This window comes from Methanogenium cariaci JCM 10550, from assembly GCF_001315945.1.
Lineage (GTDB): Archaea > Halobacteriota > Methanomicrobia > Methanomicrobiales > Methanomicrobiaceae > Methanogenium > Methanogenium cariaci.
Window position 1 is genome coordinate 203,175 of the sequence record NZ_BBBG01000002.1, and the last position, 18,456, is coordinate 221,630.

General features: G+C 50.8%; 10 protein-coding genes and 3 pseudogenes. 8 read left to right on the top strand and 5 right to left on the bottom strand.

Translation table 11 applies throughout. The features are described from left to right. Positions 1-1,011: 1,011 nt before the first annotated feature. The 3 genes and pseudogenes from JCM10550_RS03405 (at position 1,012) to JCM10550_RS03415 (ending at position 7,412) form a co-directional block, all read left to right on the top strand. A complete protein-coding gene (locus JCM10550_RS03405; RefSeq protein WP_245618669.1) occupies positions 1,012-1,863 on the top strand; it encodes a ParA family protein in 852 nt (283 codons plus the stop codon). A gap of 113 nt (positions 1,864-1,976) precedes the next feature. Next, positions 1,977-6,911: a methyl-accepting chemotaxis protein gene (locus tag JCM10550_RS03410; RefSeq protein ID WP_172673748.1), complete on the top strand. Its 4,935-nt coding sequence runs from the start codon at positions 1,977-1,979 to the stop codon at positions 6,909-6,911. Between the two features lie 17 nt (positions 6,912-6,928). Continuing rightward, positions 6,929-7,412 (top strand): annotated as a pseudogene (locus JCM10550_RS03415) (chemotaxis protein CheW). A 316-nt stretch (positions 7,413-7,728) separates the two neighbouring features. On the opposite strand, the gene JCM10550_RS24305 reads toward JCM10550_RS03415, so the two are convergent. Then, entirely contained in the window at positions 7,729-7,959 is a 231-nt protein-coding gene (locus JCM10550_RS24305; RefSeq protein ID WP_281175246.1) for a zinc ribbon domain-containing protein, read from the bottom strand. A gap of 170 nt (positions 7,960-8,129) precedes the next feature. Between JCM10550_RS24305 and JCM10550_RS03425 the strand changes: the two genes are divergently transcribed. The 5 genes and pseudogenes from JCM10550_RS03425 (at position 8,130) to JCM10550_RS03445 (ending at position 12,796) form a co-directional block, all read left to right on the top strand. Then, on the top strand, positions 8,130-8,366 hold the full coding sequence (locus tag JCM10550_RS03425) for a hypothetical protein (RefSeq protein WP_157199888.1): 237 nt from the start codon (positions 8,130-8,132) through the stop codon (positions 8,364-8,366). Between the two features lie 312 nt (positions 8,367-8,678). Then, positions 8,679-9,194: a PAS domain S-box protein gene (locus tag JCM10550_RS03430; protein WP_172673749.1), complete on the top strand. Its 516-nt coding sequence runs from the start codon at positions 8,679-8,681 to the stop codon at positions 9,192-9,194. Continuing rightward, positions 9,157-10,038, top strand: coding sequence for a hypothetical protein (locus JCM10550_RS20015; RefSeq protein WP_175020531.1), 882 nt, complete (start codon positions 9,157-9,159; stop codon positions 10,036-10,038). The genes JCM10550_RS03430 and JCM10550_RS20015 overlap by 38 nt, the downstream gene beginning before the upstream one ends. Next, positions 10,017-12,299, top strand: coding sequence for a methyl-accepting chemotaxis protein (locus JCM10550_RS03440; protein ID WP_062396987.1), 2,283 nt, complete (start codon positions 10,017-10,019; stop codon positions 12,297-12,299). Before JCM10550_RS20015 ends, JCM10550_RS03440 begins: the two co-directional genes overlap by 22 nt. A gap of 17 nt (positions 12,300-12,316) precedes the next feature. Continuing rightward, positions 12,317-12,796: pseudogene (locus tag JCM10550_RS03445) on the top strand (chemotaxis protein CheW). 139 nt (positions 12,797-12,935) lie between these two features. Here the strand turns inward: JCM10550_RS03445 and JCM10550_RS03450 are convergent. From JCM10550_RS03450 to JCM10550_RS03470, 4 genes and pseudogenes are all read right to left on the bottom strand, one after another. Beyond that, positions 12,936-13,601 carry an MBL fold metallo-hydrolase gene (locus JCM10550_RS03450; RefSeq protein WP_062396989.1) on the bottom strand — a complete coding sequence of 222 codons (666 nt, stop codon included), beginning with the start codon at positions 13,599-13,601 and terminating at the stop codon, positions 12,936-12,938. Continuing rightward, a complete protein-coding gene (locus tag JCM10550_RS03455; RefSeq protein ID WP_218185093.1) occupies positions 13,598-14,101 on the bottom strand; it encodes a CheR family methyltransferase in 504 nt (167 codons plus the stop codon). The genes JCM10550_RS03450 and JCM10550_RS03455 overlap by 4 nt, the downstream gene beginning before the upstream one ends. A gap of 395 nt (positions 14,102-14,496) precedes the next feature. Next, positions 14,497-16,682, bottom strand: a pseudogene (locus JCM10550_RS03460) (adenosylcobalamin-dependent ribonucleoside-diphosphate reductase). 693 nt (positions 16,683-17,375) lie between these two features. Further along, on the bottom strand, positions 17,376-17,837 hold the full coding sequence (locus JCM10550_RS03470; protein WP_245618670.1) for a flavin reductase family protein: 462 nt from the start codon (positions 17,835-17,837) through the stop codon (positions 17,376-17,378). Positions 17,838-18,456 lie beyond the last annotated feature (619 nt).

An 18,456-nucleotide genomic window follows, 5' to 3' on the forward strand; every position in this document is an offset into this window, starting at 1 on the left:
CAATAGAATGAAAATTATGTTGGGTGCGTATTACCACACAGATGTGCCTTGGGGGGGATGCTGCAGGCTGGTAAGGGATAATAGTATATTTTTTGGCTCTGTAGGAATACTGCGAAGCGAGAGAAAACGTGTCTGAGGGTGAAAATCAGAAAACCGATATCATACCCTTATTTTTGATCCCTTTGTTTCGTCTCTTTGGTCCCCCCTGTATGGGGGGGAATCGGAGGGAGATATGGGCGTGTTTTCCGCTCTTTTTTCCGATCCGGAAAATACGGCTGTAATGCCTTTTATTTGCTATAAATTCGGTTGATTGCGGAATACCATGCGGCCGCTATTGGCAGATATTTTGAGAGGATGTATGGGTAGTCTTTGGTTGAGATCAGCCCACTCCAGGCTTCTGTGTGGACACGTTTTTCCGCGGCAGATATGTTTCAGATTTGTTATTTATGTGCGATATTGTCTTGGATTCTGGGATACTGTCCGAAATGGTGAGAATGATGTCCTGCAGCTGCAGGAGAAAGATCGCACAGCAGATCCGAATGCCAGTCATTCAGAAGAATTACCTGTATTTCATGGTTAAAATGGGGGGGGTGAGGGCAATCAATAAGGCAGCAAAATAAGTGTGGGTCATCATTCTGCCGTTCACTTGCACTATGAAATGCTGTGTACATTACTTATGACAAATAAAAAATATACTATTCAAAAAATTGTTATATGTGTATTTATCCTTCACCAAACAAGAGGTTTATTCTTTACAGCATAAATCTATTGATATTTTGGGATTGTATTTAGCTCTTGTGTTGGCAATATTTATTGTTATACTTTAAATTTTTGTATTTTTTTGTAATGTTGAATACAAAATAATTAAAGATAAAAAATGATTTTTAGCGGATATATGTCAATTCTACTTATTTTAAACAATTTAAATAAATGCATCAAACCTATGGATTATATAGGTCCTCCACCATATCCTAAAAAAGTATGGAATATTATGCTGTGGAGTGAATAATTTTGATTGTAACATTTGCCCACCATAAGGGTGGTACCGGAAAAACAACTTCCTGCTTAAATATTGCCGGATTTTTGCATGAATCCGGTAAGCGTGTGCTGGTCATAGACTGCGATCCGCAGGCAAATGCGACATCCGGTCTTGGCGTTGATCCGTGTTCTGATCAGCTGAGTATGTATGATGTGTTCATGTCCTATGCGGGAGATTTTCCTGACGTTGGTCTGGCAGATATCATTACGGAGACAAAATCCGGTATTTTTCTGGCATCTTCATCACTTGATCTCGTCGGGGCCGAGCCGTACCTCTATACGATTGACAACCGCGCTGCGATACTGAAAGATGTGATCACAGAGATCGGTGATGCGTATGATCACATCCTCATTGATACTCCTCCGAGTATGGGGCAGTTTGTCCTCAATGGGCTCGTTGCCGCAGACCGGGTTGTTGTTACCTTTGACAGCGGCATCTTTGCCCTGAAAGGGGGGGCTGAGGCGCTCTCGGCGATCATGGATGATGTGGAGACATACACGGGCGAAAAAGTGGTCGCCGATGTGGCTGTTCTCACACGCTGGGGCCAGACGCCCGTGATCCCTGTGCCGGATGAAGGGTTTGGAGCACGGCTGAAACAACTCTTCTTTGGAACACCTGAATCTGGTGATAATGGTGAAGAAAAGGGACGACTGGCTGCATTTGAGAATGACGTGAAGAGATCGTTCGAGATGGTATACACTATCCCGTTCGACACGAATGTCCAGAAAGCGCAGGAGAATGGGATTCCCCTCCCACAGTTTGCACCAGAGTGTGAGGCTGCCTGTGTCTATCGTGAAATTGCAGAACAATTAAATTCGCAGTGAAACTGGCTGAAAAATATTGAAATAATTCTAAGAGGTGTGTGAATATGGAAAAAACCGGAAGAAAAGCATTATTCCAGACCGCTCAGTCAAATACAGGGAATAGTGACCTTAATTTGACACTGGAAGAATGGGCAAACATTGTTGAATCCGCCGTTGAGGGAGATGCATCCGCGAGGATTGATATTGATTCCGTTGACGGTTCACTGAAATCACTCGGTGAAAAGCTCAACCGGGCAATTGAAAAAATATCGAATGATTCTGCTGATATCGAAAATAAGAAACGACTGATCGGAAATGCGCAGAAGCGCTACCGGGAGATTTTACAGCAGAATCCCATGCCGATGCTTCTTGTCAATAAGAATCAGAAGATTGTTGTCACCAATCCTGCCTACGAGGAGATGAGTGGGTATACCAAAAACGAACTCCGTACAATGAATCTCCGTGATTTCCGTATCGAAGGAAAAGAGGGAGACGGTATCAGGAAGGCATTATCAACAGGTGTCCGTACTACCGAAGAGGTGGTGGTCAATCTTCCGAGCGGAACACGCACCCTTGAACAGCACTGTATCCCGGTCAGAAATGATGCAGACGAAATAACAAATGTCCTTCTGGCATTTAGTGACCTTACTGATCTCAGGCAGGAAATGGCGGAGATTCATCTGCTTACCAAGAAGGCGGAATCGTTTATCAAACAGAATCCTCAGGCGATTGCGGTACTCGCGCCTGACAAGTCCCGTATTGACCTGAACAAGGAGTATGAGCGTGTCTGGCGGGGGGGAAGTTACGAGGAGCTGATGGCAAAGAAGCTCTACGACTTTGACATCACGATGACGGGCGGCGACGACTTCTACGCCTCATTTGAGACAAAGCGGCTTGCCATAAGTGATATGGAGTTGAAGTGGCCGAACGGTGATAAGACGTATGTGACACTCTATCAGGTGCCGATTCTCGATGATAACGGTGACATCCTCGTCAACTACTACATCTATCAGGACCGTACTGCTGAAGTCGAGGAAAAGAGTGAGATCCAGCAGCTCCAGAAAAAGGCGGAGTCGTTTATCAAACAGAACCCGCAGGCGATTGCGGTGCTCGCGCCTGACAAGTCCCGTATTGACCTGAACAAGGAGTATGAGCGTGTCTGGCGGGGGGGAAGCTACGAGGAGCTGATGGCAAAGAAGCTCTACGACTTTGATATCACGATGACGGGCGGCGACGACTTCTACGCCTCATTTGAGACAAAGCGGCTTGCCATAAGTGATATGGAGCTGAAATGGCCGAACGGTGATAAGACGTATGTGACGCTCTATCAGGTACCGATTCTCAACGATAACGGAGATATCCTCGTCAACTATTACATTTACCAGGATCGCACAGCAGAAGTCGAGGAGAAGTGTGAGATCCAGCAGCTCCAGAAAAAGGCGGAGTCATTCATCAAACAGAACCCGCAGGCGATTGCAGTGCTCGCGCCTGACAAGTCCCGTATCGATCTCAACAAGGGGTATGAGCGTGTCTGGCGGGGAAGCTATGAAGAATTGATGGCAAAGAAGCTCTACGACTTTGACATCACAATGACCGGCGGCGACGACTTCTATGCCTCCTTTGAGACAAAACGTCTTGCCGTAACCAATATGGAGCTGAAATGGCCGAACGGCGATCATACATATGTGACGCTCTACCAGGTGCCGATTCTCGACGAGAGTGGTGAGATCCTTGTCAACTACTACATCTACCAGGACCTTACGAAGGATGTCTCGGTGGAGAAGTATCTCAATAATGAGGTCGAGAAACTGAAGGTCAATCTTGAGATGTTCGCACGCGGTGACCTGACATTCGACTCTGCTGTCAATGAGGGCAACGAATACACCACGGTGGTGCGTGACAACTTTGATCAGATCAATGGCAGTATTGACGGGGGGGTGAGGGATGCTGTTGGTTCACTCCTCGCAGATGTGGGTACGCTTGCCGAAGCCACCGTTGAAGGAAAACTTGACACCCGTGTGGATGCGAGTGTCCACAGTGGAGAATTTGCGAAAGTCGTCGAAGGTGTCAACGATACCATTGATGCAATGGTTGGTCCACTGAATGTGACCGCGGAGTATGTGGACCGTATCTCAAAGGGTGACATCCCGGAGAAGATCACTGATGATATGCAGGGTGACTTCAACGAGATCAAGAATAACCTGAATGCGTGCATCGACGGTCTTGGCGGTCTTGTTGAGGCCAATGCCGTGATGCAGAAGATGGCTGAGAACGACTATACCACAAAGGTCGGAGGGAATTATCAGGGCATCTTTGCGGAGGTTTCCGATGCGACAAATAAGGTGCTCAATAACTTGAACAAGGTGCTGGATGTTGTCGAAGCGATCACGGGTGGTGATCTGTGTTACCTGGAAACTTACAGGGCCGTCGGAAGGCGCTGTGAGAATGATCGGTTAATTCCGTCGTTTGTTGTCCTGATGGAGAATATCCAGGCTCTGGTCGATGATGCCAATTTGCTTGCGGAAGCGGGTGTGAACGGCCATCTCGATGTGCGTGCGGATGCAACGGGCCACCGGGGGGGTGCGTATGGTGAGGTAATTGGCGGGATCAACAACACACTCGATGCAATGGTCGGCCCCTTAAACGTGACCGCAGAATATGTTGACCGTATCTCTAAGGGTGACATCCCTGAGAAGGTCAGCGATGATATGCAGGGTGACTTCAATGAAGTCAAGAACAACCTGAACCAGTGTATCGATGCGCTCAACCTTGTCACGGAAGATATTGTGCTTCTGGCAGATGCGGGAGTCGCGGGTGAACTGAGTGTACGTGCAGACCCATCCCGTCACCAGGGGGTATTCGCCGACTACATTATGGGCTTAAACAAGACGCTCGATGCATCCGGTGTTCCGCTTCAGGAGACGATGGGACTGCTTGAACGGATGGCTGTTAACGACTACACGACAAGAATTGAGCACACGTATCCCGGAGATTATGCTAAGGTGACAGAGAACCTGAATCAGGTTCTGGAACAACAGATCCACATTCTGGACGCAGTGCAACATATCGCTGCTGGTGACCTGAGCATAATTAAGAATTATAAAAATGTAGGGCAGCGCTCAAAGAACGATCAGATCATCCCGTCGTTTATCAGCATGATCAAGAACATTCAGGCTGTGGTCGATGATGCAGAGATGCTCGCCCAGGCAGGTGTGAACGGCCAGCTCAACGTGCGTGCGGATGCGACACGCCACGTGGGTGCGTATGGTGAGGTTATCGGTGGTATCAACAGCTGTCTGGATGCGTTCGCTGGTCCAGTGAATGCCGCCGCTGAGTATGTGGATCGGATCGCGAAAGGTGACATCCCTGAGCGGATTACACAGGAGTATGCAGGTGATTTCAACGAGATCAAGACCAACCTGAACGAGTGTATTGATGCGGTCAATCTGCTTGTTGCTGATACAGCAATGCTCGCAGAAGCGGGTGTGGAAGGCAGGCTTGACACCCGCGCCGATGCCTCAAAACACAAGGGTGATTTCCGTAGGATCGTGGACGGTGTCAATGACACAATGGATGCGGTGATTGGTCCGCTGAATGTTGCTGCAGATTTCATTGACGATGTTGCAACAGGGTCTCAGTTTGATCCGATCACCGATGATTTCCGTGGTGATTACGCACGGATTAAGAACAGCGCCAGCAAGTGCCGGGATGTCCTGACGGGATTGGTGAATGATATTATCGGGCTCACTCAGGCAGCCGGGGGGGAAGGCAGACTTGACACTCGTGGAAATGTTGAAAAGTACGATGGCGCATGGTCCATGATTGTTGGCGATATCAACAACTGTCTGGATGCGATTGTCGATCCGCTGAATGTTAGTGCTGAGTATGTGGATCGTATTGCGAAGGGAGACATCCCGGAGAAGATCACCGATGTGTATGCGGGTGACTTCAATGAGATCAAGAACAACCTCAACGGGTGTATTGACGCGGTCAACCTGCTTGTCGTGGACACGAATATGCTGGTGGACGCTGCCGCGGTAGGCAAGCTCACCGCCCGTGCCGACGTTTCCCAGCATGCCGGTGACTACGCAAAGATTGTAAAAGGCATTAACCAGACCCTCGATGTGATCAACGAGCCGTTCCGTGAAGTGAACGCCGCGGTTGCGCAGCTGGATGTCACTGCTGATGAGACGACCCGGGGTGCCGAAGAGATTGCAAAGGCAGCCGAGCAGGTTGCGCTGACCAGTCAGCAATGTGCCGATCTGGGAAACTCGCTCATAATTCAGATAGAGGAAGTGGATCGACAGGTGAGCGATCTCTCGGCAAGCAACGAGGAGATTGCGAGTACCTCTCAGGAGGTGCATGAACATGCGGTGCAGACCGCCGAGATTGGTGAGAAGGCCCAGAAACTTGGTGCCGAGGCGAATGCCAAGATGAATATTGTCGAACATATCGCGAAGCAGAGTGTGGACGGGATTGAGGATCTCAACAGCAGGATGCAGGAAATTGACAATGTCGTCAAGCAGGTCAATGACATCACCAACCAGATCAACCTGCTTGCACTCAACGCGGCCATTGAAGCGGCCAGAGCGGGAGAACATGGCCGGGGGGGATTTGCGGTGGTCGCAGGAGAGGTAAGAAACCTTGCCGTGGAGGCCAAGGCAGCAACCGGGCAGATCGATCAGGTGATTGCGGGTGTCCAGGCGATCAGCGCAAAGACGGCTGAAGCGATTGGTTCTGCTCACACGGAGATCGGTTCCGGTGTGGCAAGCGTGAACGAGACCATTGAAGCGCTCAACGAGATCGTGAAGGGGGGGTCCCAGGATATGAGGATGAATCTTGACGAGATTGCCAAGGCGATTGAGGACCAGGCGAACATGGCCAACCGCATCGTCGAGGCGATGGAAGAAAGCAGTCGGCTGACCCGTGAGAACCAGGGCCAGGTGGAGGAGCTGGCCTCGCTTGCCGAAGAAGCGAGCGCCTCAACCGAGGAGATTGGCAGCTCTATCCGCGAGGTAAAGAACATGGCCGGTGACCTCAAACAGACCATGGACAAGTTTGAGGTCTAAATTCAGGTGAGGAGAATATGGCAACAATTGATGTGGTTGAATTCGAGATCGGGGGCGAAAATTATGCCTTCGATATTCACCTTGCGCGGGAGATTGTGGAGATGATACCGATCACTCCTATCCCTGGCGCACCACCGTATATCGCAGGTATCATCAACCTCCGTGGTGAGATCACCAATGTCATCCGGATAAACGAACTCCTCTCGCTCACCGAGGGAAAGAAAGTTGAGGACCAGAAGATCATCGTGCTTGTCTCCAACGGGAACGAAGGCTCAGGTATCGGGATCATTGTTGATGAGGTACACTCTGTCAACGCGGTCTCCGAAGATGATGTCGAGCAGTTAGGAGATACGATCTCATCCGGTATCGACGGGTTTATCAAGGGGGGGATCATTAAGGTCCGGGGATGCCGCTGAAGACGGCGGGAAAGAGGGGGGGCTGGTAGTCTGGCTTGATATGGAAAAGATCCTCAGCGACATTATTTCGAGACATCTGGGATAGTCGCGTATTGGAGTGATCTCCGGCACCTTATCGGGGGGGGCATTGACGTGGTTCTTTCCATCCAATGTCAAATATCATGGAAATTACCTCCGGCGTCCTGCAGGCACAGCGGATTCGGGGGATACCTTTTCCTGATCCGGATGTTTTGCCTGCCGTCTGCTGCATTTTTGTCTCTTTTTGCATTGGCTGGGTCTGATGATCCTGATGTATGGAACGGTTCCGAAAGCCCTGGTTCATGCTGTGCCCGGATGAAGCGGGTCATTTTGATATATGATCTGTCACTCCTTATTTGCCTATGGTCAACTACCCCCCCAGCCTAAAGACCGGGGCTTGGGCCTCTATCCATAGATAGTTCCCGTATGGGTGGTTGACTGCACCCCCCCTGCACTTCCAGGTTATACCTGACAGTGCGTGCTCTGGACTCAATGTTCCGAGCACCAATAAGATCGGCGTGAAGAGCAAATCCACAACATTCACAAACAAATGATTTCCTGTGTCTGTTGTTTTTGCTAATATGTTTACATCGAGGGCATGGGGGGTGTTGCATTTTGGCATAATATTTATATTCGAATGGGCTGGCAAAATGTGGATTTTTCATTGATATGTACCATGATTGTTAACTAGATTGGATTATATTTTGCCAATAGTTAAGATTAAATCGAATATTAGATATGTAGCATTTGTCAAATTATATATGTTCATGGCATATGTGGCGAGGTGTACATAATTTTGATTGTAACGTTTGAAAAAGGCAAATTTACCATGAAAGGGGGGGTTGAGGCGCTCTCGGTGATCATGGATGATGTTGAGACATACGGAGGTGAAAAAGTGGTCGCCGATGTGGTTATTCTCACGTGTTGGGATCAGTCCCCCCCGGCATGCCTGTCCCGGATGAAAGGTTTGGTACGGTATACAAGGTCCCGTTTGGTACGAATGTCCAGAAGGCGCAAGTGAACGGTGTTCCCCCCCTCCCATAGTCTGCACCAGGATGTGAGGCTGCCCGTGTCTATTGTGAAATTGCAGAAAAAATAAATTCACATTGAAATCTGCTGGCAGACCATATGAAAACTGTTGCAATAATTTAATAGACTTGCTTTTCAAAGTAATACTAAAATCACAATATATTTGAATTTTTCAGACAAAATGAGTTATGATGTAGCAATTGTTCTGTTTAAATTGTTAATAATTTAATACGAATATTGCAACTGTGTAGTGTATCTGGGAATGTCAGTGGTTACTGCTGAAAGTGAAAAGAGGCGTATAAATATGGAAAAAACCGGAAGAAGAGTATTGTTCCAGGATTCTCTGTCCAATTGTGGAAATAACGGCGAAAATGAAATCCTGAACGATTGGGCGAAAATACTGAAATCTGCCATTGAGGGAGATGCATCGGCAAAGATCGATATCGATTCCGTCGATGGTTCACTGAAACCACTCGGTGAAACACTCAATCTGGCAATAGAAAAAATATCGAATGATTCTGTGGATATTGCAAATAATAAGCGGCTGATCGGAAATGCGCAGAAGCGCTACAGGGAGATAATTCAGCAGAACCCGATGGCAATGCTTCTTGTGAATATGGATTTCAAGGTTGTTGTTACCAATCCTGCCTATGAGGAAATGAGCGGATATACCCGGAACGAACTCTGTAGAATGAACCTCCGTGATTTCCGTATCATGGAGAAGGAGGGGGGGAGGGTATCAGGAAGGCATTCACAGTGGGGGGGTACGGGCCACCGGAGAGGTGGTGGTCGATCTTCCGAACGGAATGCGTACTCTTGAACAGCACTGTATTCCCGTCAGAGATGAGGCGGGGGAAATAACGAATGTTCTCCTGGCATACCGTGATCTTACCCGGGAAGTCTCGGTGGAGAAGTATCTCAATACTGAGGTTGAGCGGCTGAAGGTCAACCTCGACATGTTCTCACGCGGCGATCTGACATTCAACGCCTCTGTTGATGAGGGCAATGAATATACCACAGTGGTGCGTGACAACTTCGTCCGGATTAATGGCAGTATTGATGGGGTGAGGAATGCAGTCGGTTCCGTGCTCGCAGATGTGGGTCAGCTTGCTGAGGCCGCAGTCGAAGGAAAACTTGACACCCGTGTGGATGCACGTGCCCATGAAGGAGAATTTGCAAAAGTTGTCGAAGGTGTCAATGACACCCTTGATGCGGTGGTCGGTCCGCTGAATGTGGCCGCCGAGTACATCGACCGTATCTCTAAGGGTGATATCCCCCCCGAGAAGGTCACCGACGATATGCAGGGTGACTTCAATGAGATCAAGAACAACCTGAACGCGTGCATCGACGGTCTCGGCGGGCTTGTTGAAGCCAATGCAGTGCTGCAGAAGATGGCAGATAATGATTACACTGTGAAGGTGGCGGGCGATTATCAGGGTGTCTTTGCTGAGGTTGCCACCGCGACCAATGGTGTCCAGGAACGGCTGGTTCATATCCAGGATATCGTGCACAACACTGCCGAGGGTGATCTGAATGAACTCGATCTCCTTAAAACTGTGGGAAAACATTGTGAAAACGACCGAATGGTTCCTTCAATGATTGGCATGATGGAGAATATCCAGCTCTGGTTGACGATGCCAATATGCTTGCCGAAGCTGGTGTGAACGGTCATCTCGATGTGCGTGCGGATGCGACACGCCATGCGGGTGCGTATGGTGAGGTGATTTCCGGGATCAATAATAACCTGGATGCCGTGGTCGGTCCGCTGAACGTGGCTGCCGAATACATCGACCGTATCTCTAAGGGTGATATCCCTGAGAAGGTCACCGACGATATGCAGGGTGACTTCAACGAGATCAAGAACAACCTGAACCAGTGTATCGATGCACTCAACCTTGTCACGGAAGATGTTGGGCTCCTGGTAGAGGCAGGCATCGCAGGTGAGCTCAGTGTACGTGCGGATCCCACCCGCCACCAGGGAGTCTTTGCCGGATATATCAAGGGCTTCAATGATACCCTTGACGCATCCGGTGCCCCCCCGCTGGGGGAGACGGTGACTCTGCTTGAGCGGATGGCCGTCAATGACTACACGAAAAAGATTGAAAATGAGTATCCCGGCGATTACGCACGGGTGATACAGAGCGTGAATGAGGTCATGGGGGGGCGGCTGGTTAACATTCAGAACACGGTGCAGCATATCTCAGCGGGTGACCTGAGTGATTTGGATGATTATAAGGTTCTGGGGGGGAAACGCTCTGATAACGATACACTCAACCCGTCGATTATTGGCATGATTGAGAGTCTCCAGGCCGTGGTGGACGATGCGGAGATGCTCGCAAATGCGGGTGTTGCCGGTCAACTTGATGTGCGTGCTGATGTGAAGCGGCATGCGGGTGCGTATGGTGATGTGATCGGCGGCATTAACAACTGTCTGGATGCGATTGTCGGTCCGCTGAATGTTAGTGCTGAGTATGTGGACAGGATCTCTAAGGGTGATATCCCGGAGAAGATCACCGATGCGTATGCGGGCGACTTCAACGAGATCAAGAACAACCTCAACGGTTGTATTGACGCGGTCAACCTGCTCCTCGCTGACGCCAATACGCTTGCCGAAGCGGGTGTAGCCGGTCAACTTGATGTGCGTGCTGATGTGAAGCGGCATGCGGGTGCGTATGGTGATGTGATCGGCGGCATTAACAACTGTCTGGATGCGATTGTCGGTCCGCTGAATGTTAGTGCTGAGTATGTGGACAGGATCTCTAAGGGTGATATCCCTGAGAAGATCACCGATGCGTATGCGGGTGACTTCAATGAGATCAAGAACAACCTCAACGGGTGCATCGATGCAGTCAATATGCTTGTCGTGGACACGAATATGCTGGTGGACGCTGCCTCGGCCGGCAGACTCACTACCCGTGCTGATGTATCACAACACTCCGGGGATTACGCCAGAATTGTGCAGGGCATTAACCAGACCCTTGATGTGATCGTCGGGCCGTTCCGTGAAGTGAACACCGCGATTGCGCAGCTGGATGTCACCACCGACGAGACGACCCGGGGCGCCGATGAGATTGCAAAGGCGGTCGAGCAGGTTGCGGTGACCAGCCAGGTGTGTGCTGACCTGGGCAATTCGCTGATTACCCAGATTGAAAGAGTGGATCGGCAGGTGAGCGACCTCTCGGCAAGTAACGAGGAGATTGCCAGTACCTCACAGGAGGTGCACGAACATGCGGTGCAGACTGCTGAAATTGGTGAAAAGGCCCAGAAACTTGGTGCCGAGGCGAACACCAAGATGAGCATTGTCGAAGGTATCGCCAAGCAGAGTGTGGACGGCATTGAGAATCTCAACAGCCGTATGCAGGAAATCGACAATGTTGTCAAGCAGGTCAACGGCATTACCAACCAGATCAATCTGCTTGCGCTCAACGCAGCCATTGAAGCGGCCAGGGCAGGGGGGGAACACGGGCGTGGGTTTGCGGTGGTTGCAGGAGAAGTACGGAACCTTGCTGAGGAAGCCAAGGCGGCAACCGGACAGATTGATCAGGTGATTGCGGGTGTCCAGGCAATCAGCGCAAAGACGGCTGAAGCGATCGGTTCCGCCCACACGGAGATTGGTTCCGGTGTTGCAAGCGTGAACGAGACCATTGAAGCGCTTAACGAGATCGTGAAGGGATCCCAGGATATGAGGATGAATCTTGACGAGATTGCCAAAGCGATTGAGGATCAGGCGAACATGGCCAATCACATTGTCGAGGCGATGGAAGAAAGCAGTCGGCTGACCCGTGAGAACCAGGGTCAGGTGGAGGAACTGGCTTCGCTTGCCGAAGAAGCAAGCGCCTCAACCGAGGAGATTGGCAGCTCCATACATGAAGTGAAGAACATGGCCGGGGATCTTAAACAGACCATGGACAGGTTCGAGGTCTAAATTCGGGTGAGGAGAATATGGCAACAATTGATGTGGTGGAATTCGAGATCGGGGGGGCGAACATTACGCCTTCGATATTCATCTTGCACGGGAGATCGTGGAGATGATACCGATCACCCCCCATACCCGGCGCACCACCGTATATCGCAGGGATCATCAACCTTCGGGGGGGTGAGATCACCAATATCATCAGAATAAACGAGCTCCTCTCACTCAAAGAGGGAAAGAATGTCGAGGATCAGAAGATTATTGTGCTTGTCTCCGGTGGGAACGAAGGTTCAGGTATTGGCATCATTGTCGACGAAGTGCACTCTGTCAACGCGGTTTCTGAAGATGATATCGAACAGATCGGGGATAATATATCATCCGATATCAACGGGTTTATCAAAGGGATCATTATGGTTCGAAACACCGAAAATAGCGGGAAAGAAGGCCTGATTATCTGGCTTGATATGGAGAAGATTCTTGGTGACCTTGTTGCAAGACATCAGGGATAGCTGCGTATCGGGGGGGTAATTTGCAGTATCTTTCCGGGGGGGTATGGGAGGATGTGGCTTGTGCACACAGCTGATTATAAAAATAGAATTCCATTTTTCAGAACGATTGAGGATGAAGAAAAATCGTTCCTGCTCTTCATTATTGTCTGTAGAGAGGTCTGACAAAAAAGGAGCGTGTTGCATCATCTTCCGGGTCACGCCTGTCTCTGCATGGCTGACTTTGCATTCCGGAGTGATTTTTGCAGGAGTTCTGTGCAGTTGTGGCGCAGGGGGGGTCGCCGTGTCCCGGATAGATGGCGTCAACCTTTTTTCTGCAAATTTTTTCAAGCGCCAGAATAAATTCCTCCTCATAGGTACCGTCATCCGATCTGATCACAAGTGGTGTGTCTCCGGCAAAGAGCGTGTGACTTTCACGGCAATAGATGCATATTGAATCGGAACTGTGGCCGGGTGTATGGATGATTTCGGCTGTTTCATCACCGACTCTCAGCAGATCCCCGTCCCTGACCACGGTGTCGATATATTTGATATATTTCGAGAAGGCATAGACTTCCGGTTTATAGGCCTCCCGGATACGGGGGGGCAGAAGGGATGCATGGTCAAAGTGACTGTGGGTGATGATGACCTGATCCACCTTGTGCTTGCCCACGCCGGTGGAGGCACGATCGATCCTGTCGAATACTGCAGGGTCTCTTCCGACATCAATCAGGGTATTTTTATCCTTTAATGCGTTCCACGAACCCGTAACCAGATACACATTTGACGTGTAGACCGTGGTGCCTTCGGTCAGGTTTACAATCTTCATTCTTTGACGGAAATCTTTCGGTATACATGAGCATTGGGAACAATTTGCTCAAAGAGATGTTCGACATCTTCCGGCATTTTCTGGGTGTGTTCTGTTAAAAAGAATCCGCCGTCACCGAGTGAACTATGAAACATCCTGATGACTTTGCTCCTGTCTTCCTCAGTAAAATGGAGAAGCACGTTTTTACAAACTATAAGGGAGAAATTGTCTCTGAACGGCTCGAACATGAGGAGATTGTGTTTCTGGAATTCAACGCGCTTTTTTATTTCATCGGAGACCCGGTAGTTGCCGGGTTTATTTTCATCCGGCAGGAAGTATTTCTCGAAGATATCTTTGGGCATTCTCTGGAGTTCGTTTTTCGGATAACTGCCTTCTTTGATGATCTTACCAAAGGTGTCTGATGGATCGAGATCGCTTGCGAATATTTTGACATTCCTGAAGATCATCTGGCCCATATTCTCCCTCAGGAGCAGGGCGATGGTATAGGGCTCCTGGCCCATTGCGCTCCCGGCACTCCATATGTTGATGTAGCGCCGTGACCGGAACAGGGGGGGAGCATATGGTCGATGATTGTCTGCAGTGTCTGGAGATCCCTGAAAAAGAATGTAAATGCCATGTTAAATCACGTTATGTTGATAAATGCCTGCTTGGGGAGGAAACTGTAATTATGTAACCCTACTATTCCCAATTAAGGTTATGTATGTGGATCATCCACACTGCCGGTTTCCGCCCGGATTTCGGCAATTTCTGACCATTGTTGAATCGGTGTGGAATCTGTCGTTTCCGTCTGTTTCAAAATGGTCTCCTCTTTGGAGATGCTGTGCTCTCTGAAAAAAAGAACGTGTTTTTGCGGGGGTATGTCTGTATCCCGGTTTGGACTGATTTCCAGACCTGGTTACGAGCATCCGCTCCATCCGCAATTCTTGCAGATGCCCTGGTTGCAGCCTTCTCCGAAGTCCAGTTCCGCGTCGCATTCGGGACAGCGGTTCTGTTTCTTTCCGGTTGCCTCGGTGATGTTCCAGTTATCAAGGGTGGTTATTGTCTCCATGCGTGCTGCAAGTTCGATGCACCTCCCCACGACATCCGCACAGGAGTAGCCTTCGGACTCTCCATTCTTCATCCCCGACAGGCAGTTCACCTTCCGGAACTGTCTGACGTATTTCGTGTAGGGAACGCCGCTCTGCAGACCGGTTGATATCGCCCGTCCGAGGGCGTTGGAGTTTGCTTCGCATCCTCCGCTTCCCACCGTCCGAATAAATACTTCCCAGGGAGTTCCTTCAAAGAGGTTGACGGTCACATAGAGGCGGCAGCACCCGGACTGGCAGAGGTAAGTCTTGCCGAGGAGTTCCTTCGGGCGGCAGCGCTCCGGTGTCTCCGGTGTAGTCAGTTCCTTTTCGCTGAGGGCCAGAACCACCTCGTCCCGGCTGCCGGTACGGTAGATGGTCATTCCCTTGATGCCGTTTTTCCATGCCATCATGACCGCTGCGGCCATATCGTCCCGGGTTGCCTCCTCGGGCATATTGATGGTCTTTGATATGGAGGCGTGGACATGTTTCTGGAAGACTGCCTGCATCATGATGTGGTCCTTCCAGTCGATGTCCATCGCGGTCCGGAAGACCCGGCGGAATGATTCCGGAAGCCATGCGATGTCCTGCACCGTGCCGGTTTTATGGACATGGTCAGTCACGTCACGTATTTGGCGTTCCCGTTCTTCGGGGGATGTACCGGGGGTGGCAAGGGCCCTGCGGAGTTCGGCTGCAAAGATCGGGTGAAGAATCTCAAACGATTTCCCCACGGTGTTATTCCGGGTATAGGCAAAGGAGAAGACCGGTTCGATGCCGCTGGAACAGTTCGCCATGAGGGAGATGGTTCCCGTCGGGGGGGCGATGGTGGTCAGGGCGGCATTCCGTATTGGATATTCACCCAGGTGCTGCCTTCCCATGCGGGGGGGAAGACGCCGCGTTCCTCTGCGAGATGGTGTGACTCGTCGACCGCGGTTGTGGTGACCAGCTCCATCACGTGTTCACAGAATGCCCGCCCTTCCTCTGAGTCATAGGGAATGCCTAAGAGGAGCAGTGCGTCGTGAACACCCATGAGGCCCAGGCCGGTCTTCCGGGTCTTCTCGGTGGCCTCTTTGATCTGTGGGATGGGGGGGAAGGAGTTGTTGTCAATCACCGCGTCAAGGAATCGGACGCCGATGCGTGCGGTCTTTGTGAGCTTTTCTTCATTGAGTTTCCCGTCTTCCACAAACTTTGACAGGTTAATCGATCCCAGCACACAGCTTTCGAAGTGCAAAAGCGGCTGTTCCCCACAGGGATTGGTGGTGTCGATGTCTCCGAGCTGAGGGGGGGTGGGGGGGTTGTAACGGTTTATTTCGTCATAGAAGAGGACTCCCGGTTCTCCATTCTTCCAGATGCCGTCAATCACCGCGTTCCAGATGGCACCGACCGTGATCTCTTCGTTGGAATAGGGATGGGTCATCCAGATTTTCTCCATCTCGCCTTTTTCGACACATGCCATGAACGCGTCGTTCATCATGACGGAGATGTTGAAGTTTTTGACCTTCCCCCCCTCCTCGGTCTTTGATTTGATGAACTCCAGGATATCCGGGTGCCAGACATTGAGAATGCCCATGTTTGCGCCGCGGCGTCTGCCACCCTGTTTGATGACCTCGGTCGCTTCATTGAAGATGTTCATGAATGAGACCGGGCCGGATGCAACGCCCTCTGTCGAGAGAACGGGTGCATCCTTAGGGCGGATATTTGAGAAGTTATAGCCGGTGCCGCCTCCGCTCTTGTGGATGAGGGCACCCCATTTGAGGGCGTCAAAGATTTCCGGGAGTGAGTCACCTACCCGCAGGGTAAAGCAGGCGGAGAGCTGGTTGATGTCTGTACCTGCGTTCATCAGGGTTGGTGAATTGGGGAGGAATCGGAGTGATTCCATTTCTTCGAAGTATTCGGCGGTTTCTGCCTCATTGTTCCCCAGGGCGGCAGCGACACGCCTGCACACATCCTCAAATGTGGTCTCCCCGTTACGGAGATAGCGGGCGCTCAGTATACTGTCAATGATTGAATCTGTCATATGTCTCTTTGATCCATTGTGCTAAAAATGCAGAAAGCGGATCTGGTGATCCTGTTCCAGGGGGGGTTGAATGTGTCCCCGGTACCGGCGATGCATCGGACGCCATTCTTTCTGCAGGTCCCCCGGTTTCGGAAATGGATCATTTCGCGTCATTGGGGGCCTTTTTGTCTGGTCAGATACGTTTCTTTGTTGTTCTGTGTCCCTGGCCTGTTTGAGTGGGCCGCACCTTTTTTCCTGCCGGGTGCGGCCGGTCCTGAACCGGTAGCGGTCTCTTCCGACCGGTCTTCCAGCCCTCTCTTTGAAGGTCTCAGGGAGGGTTGTCTCATTCTGTTTGTCGGGCATTATAAAAGATACGCGGGTAGCAGAAAGTGTCGGATCCCCCCCCTGCCGGGGGGGAGGGGGGGTTATCTGTAGTATGTTTTGTTCCGGTGCATTTCTGTCCCGACTATTGTATTTCTGAGGGCAGCAGGGGTGTCTGTATCGTGCACTGATCTGCATGCAGGCGGATTCTTTCCCCTGTTTATCCTGCCATACCGCGCCGGGGGGGCAGGGCCTGCCGGGGGGGTAGTGGCCGGTACTCTTTTTATCCATCATCGGCCAGATGCGTTCCTTCCGACCACGCCTTGCCGACACACCTTCCCAGGGCCCAGTAATGGTTGTCGGGCATCGTGAGAAACAGGGGTTTTATTGACCTCATATCCGGTCTGCCCCCCCGCTTAGCGCCCCCCCTTCACTTGCATAGCCTCCGATGATCTCGCCGATGAAGAGAAGATGTGTGGGCAGCTCCATGGTGTCGACGAGCCGGCACTCCATCACCAGCGGGCAGTTCAGGATCATCGGGGCACCGGTGAGGGTGCCCTGGAAGTGGTCAAAGATGTTTGATTTGTCCGTATATCTGCAGGATACCAGTCCACAATAGTCGGTCTCCTTCACCATCGCTGCGGTGGGCAGGTTTATGCTGAAGGCCCCCGTTCTCCTGGATACCTTTGGCGTGGCGTTGGCCCGGCTGATACTGACAGCAATCATCGGTGGGTCGGTATTTACCCGTGAGACCCACCCGGCCGTCAGAAAATTCGGCCGCCCCCTGATCTCCGTGCCCACAATGACCACCGGCATCGGCAGGAAAACATTTGTTGTGATCCTGGTCTTTTTCATATGCCTAACTGCACCGGATCTTTTATGAATGTTGGTACAACACAGCTGCTGGTTGGTGTTGAGAATATCTTCAGGACTTGCTGGATTTTTTTCAGTGGTAGAATTAGGGTTGTATACGAAATATCGGACAGGTGTCGGTGCAGGATCCCGGGGGGGGAGGCCCTGACTTTGAAGACCGGGATATCGCAATCTTTCTGCCCGGTTTTATATCTCTGCATCACGCCTGACAGCTGAAATACATTTCTGAAGAAATCATCCGCTGGCATCAGCAGGTACTTTCCAGTATGCTGCTGTCCTGTCAGGCACCTGTGTAAACTACCCATGAGTAAAGTCGTGGGCTCCCCCCGTCCATTTTGATCCTGATTGGCGTCTGGGATCCGGAAAAAAGGGATGTATTATTGTTTCCGCTTTGCCAGCAAAATGACTCCGGCAAGACCGATAATCAACATCGCAGGGACAGCTAATGCTGGAAATTCAGGCGTATTTGTTGGTTTAGTGGGTTCCGGAGTCCGGATGGCGGTTGGTATGGGTGTTTGGGTAGCGGTCGGTGTTGGTGTCTGTGTTACGGTTGGTTGGGGGGGAGTCTGGGTAGCAGTTGGTGTTGGTGTCTGTGTTACGG